Below are 2,422 nucleotides of genomic sequence, written 5' to 3'. Positions count from 1 at the left end.
CGATTGAACCACGGGGAGAATATTCATGGTGACCGTGACACGCGATCCGGACCGCCACCGCATATTGCCCGGCGAGGGCTATGATGGGGTGGTCCAGGTGGTGGCCGGGAGCGTCTATGGTTCCGGTGTCTTGCTGTTTGGCGGACGAGCGGTGCTTACCTCGGCGCATCTCCTCGATCGCGACGCTTCCGTGTCGGTCAGGCTGGATACGCCGAACGGTCGCTTCAGCGTGCCGGCGGCTTCCTATGCCCTGCATCCCGACTACCAGGCGGCTCAGGCCAACAGCGACCTGGCGCTGGTATGGCTGGACGCGCCGGCCCCGGTGAGTGCGGAGCGCAGCACGCTCTACCGCGGCGACGATGAACTTGGCCAGGCGCTCTCACTGGTGGGCTATGGCTTATCGGGCGACGGCCTGACGGGGTATGGGGACAGTGATAGCCTGGAGCCCGCTAAACGCTTAGCCGAAAACCGTTTCGATACCACCGGTGAGGCTGTAAAAGACGCCTTGGGGAGTAGTATCGCCTGGGATCCGCTACGCGGTTCGCAACTGATCATCGATTTCGACAGCGGCAGTAGTGCGAATGATGCGCTGGGCATGCTGATGGGGCTTCACGACACCGGGCTCGGCGAGCGCGAAGGGCTGATCGCCCCCGGTGACAGTGGCGGCCCCGCCTTCATCGGCGACCAGGTGGCGGGCGTGGCGACCTATGCGGCCAGCCTCAGCCGCAATGGTCAATCTCCCGACGTGAACGACGAACCCGACAGCAGCTTCGGCGAGATCGCTGCCTTCCAGCGCGTGAGCCACTACCAGCAGTGGATCGACCAGAGCCTGCGTGCTGCCGATCCTGATGCCCCCACGCGAGCGGACGAGGTGATAACGACCATCCGCGAGGGAGATGACGGTACCCAGCGCGTCTACTTCCTGTTGGAGTTCCATGGCCAGCGCGACGACCCGGCGCAGTGGCTGAGCGTCGATTACGCCACGCGGGACGGCACGGCCAGCGCCGGGTCGGACTACCTGCCGGTGGCCGACACCCTGATTCTCTACCCCGGCGAGACGCAGGCGGCCATCGCCGTTGAAGTGATCGGCGACGCTATCCCCGAGCCCGACGAGACCCTTTATCTCGACGTCTTCAATCCGGTGGGGGGCAGCTTTGGCGAGGGGATAACACAGCTCACTGCGGTGCGCACCCTTCTCGACGACGACGGCTGGATTGCCTGAAGGTCGGGCTCGCTCTGCACGGGCGTTCCTGTCGAGTTCCATCGCTGGAAGCGGTACTATTGTCTACTCACACCTATGCAGAAGGAGCCTATCACGTGGCAGAACAACAGCCCCGGACCGTGACCATCGACGGTACCGAGTACAACCTTGCGGAGCTTTCCGAGAGCGCTCGCAACCAGGTTCTGAACCTGCGCGTGACCGATCAGGAGATCGCCCGTCTGCAGCAGCAGCTGGCCATCTACCAGACGGCACGTAAGGCGTATGCCCGTGCGCTGGGCGAAGAATTGCCCAAGGCCGAGCACTGATGCATGTCATGTTGAACGCCGCCCGGGGCAAGCCCCGGGCGGCTGGGTATAGTGCGTGTCGATTATCTGCGCCCTGATCGCCTCATGGTTGCAATCCGGGAAGGACTCTATAGACATATACGTCTACTGATCACCGCTTGTCAGCGATCAGCCTCTGTGCTGCCAGTGCTGGGGTGCAATGCCTGATCACTGACAAGCGGTGATGCCCGGTCGCTTGCGATCTAGAGGCTTTATCACCTCAAGAGCGAACGCTCGAACCTGAAAGGGGAGGGCTTGAACTCAATAATACCTGTCACCTCGATATAGCAGCGCTGCTATCATTGTTTACCATCCAGGCCCTGCTAAAGCAGGGCCGTATTGTACGTTCTACAGCACCAGTAAAACTTGGCTACACGATGGCCACGTAATCCTCGAGAGGCGTGACAGCGCTGACACCCTGCACCTGAATGTCGCCATAGTCGGTTTCGAGTGTCACGTTCTCGCCACCATCGCGGGAGACCACGTGGATATCATCGAAGTCGAAGTGGTAAGGGGCATCCAGCTCGATCATGTCCTCACCCAGGGTGAAGTCGATGAGGGTATCGGTACCGAACCCGCCGTCGTTTAGCTGGAAGTTGTCTTCGCTGAGGTCGTCGACATGCACATTACGCAGCAACACGCTGCCGCCTTCATGGTGTACCCGGGCGCCAGAGTCGGTCTGCTCCAGGGTGACATAGTCGAAGGGGCTAGTGCTTTCCAGGTCCTGCGCCCAGGGCAGCTCGATAGCGGCCTGTATGCCGGGCATCTGGAGCTGGAGGTGACAGAGGGCGTGCTGCTCTCCGGCGTGGAGGAGGCGGTGGAGCAGCTGCGTCAACTGCGCGTGCTGGGGGTGAGGGTGGCCATCGATGATTTCGGC

General features: G+C 61.9%; 3 protein-coding genes. 2 read left to right on the top strand and 1 reads right to left on the bottom strand.

All coding sequences use genetic code 11. The features are described from left to right. Positions 1-25 precede the first annotated feature (25 nt). On the top strand, positions 26-1,222 hold the full coding sequence (locus RI841_RS15990; RefSeq protein WP_310706623.1) for a Calx-beta domain-containing protein: 1,197 nt from the start codon (positions 26-28) through the stop codon (positions 1,220-1,222). A gap of 95 nt (positions 1,223-1,317) precedes the next feature. Further along, positions 1,318-1,527 (top strand): DUF6447 family protein, encoded by a 210-nt coding sequence (locus tag RI841_RS15985; protein ID WP_310706622.1) that lies wholly within the window; start codon positions 1,318-1,320, stop codon positions 1,525-1,527. A 388-nt stretch (positions 1,528-1,915) separates the two neighbouring features. Here the strand turns inward: RI841_RS15985 and RI841_RS15980 are convergent, their stop codons facing one another. After that, positions 1,916-2,311: a hypothetical protein gene (locus tag RI841_RS15980; protein ID WP_310706621.1), complete on the bottom strand. Its 396-nt coding sequence runs from the start codon at positions 2,309-2,311 to the stop codon at positions 1,916-1,918. Between the last annotated feature and the right edge of the window lie 111 nt (positions 2,312-2,422).

This window comes from Halomonas sp., from assembly GCF_031581305.1.
Taxonomy (GTDB): Bacteria; Pseudomonadota; Gammaproteobacteria; order Pseudomonadales; family Halomonadaceae; genus Halomonas.
Note: the sequence above shows the minus strand (reverse complement) of the source record. Positions and strands in the feature narration are given on the sequence as shown.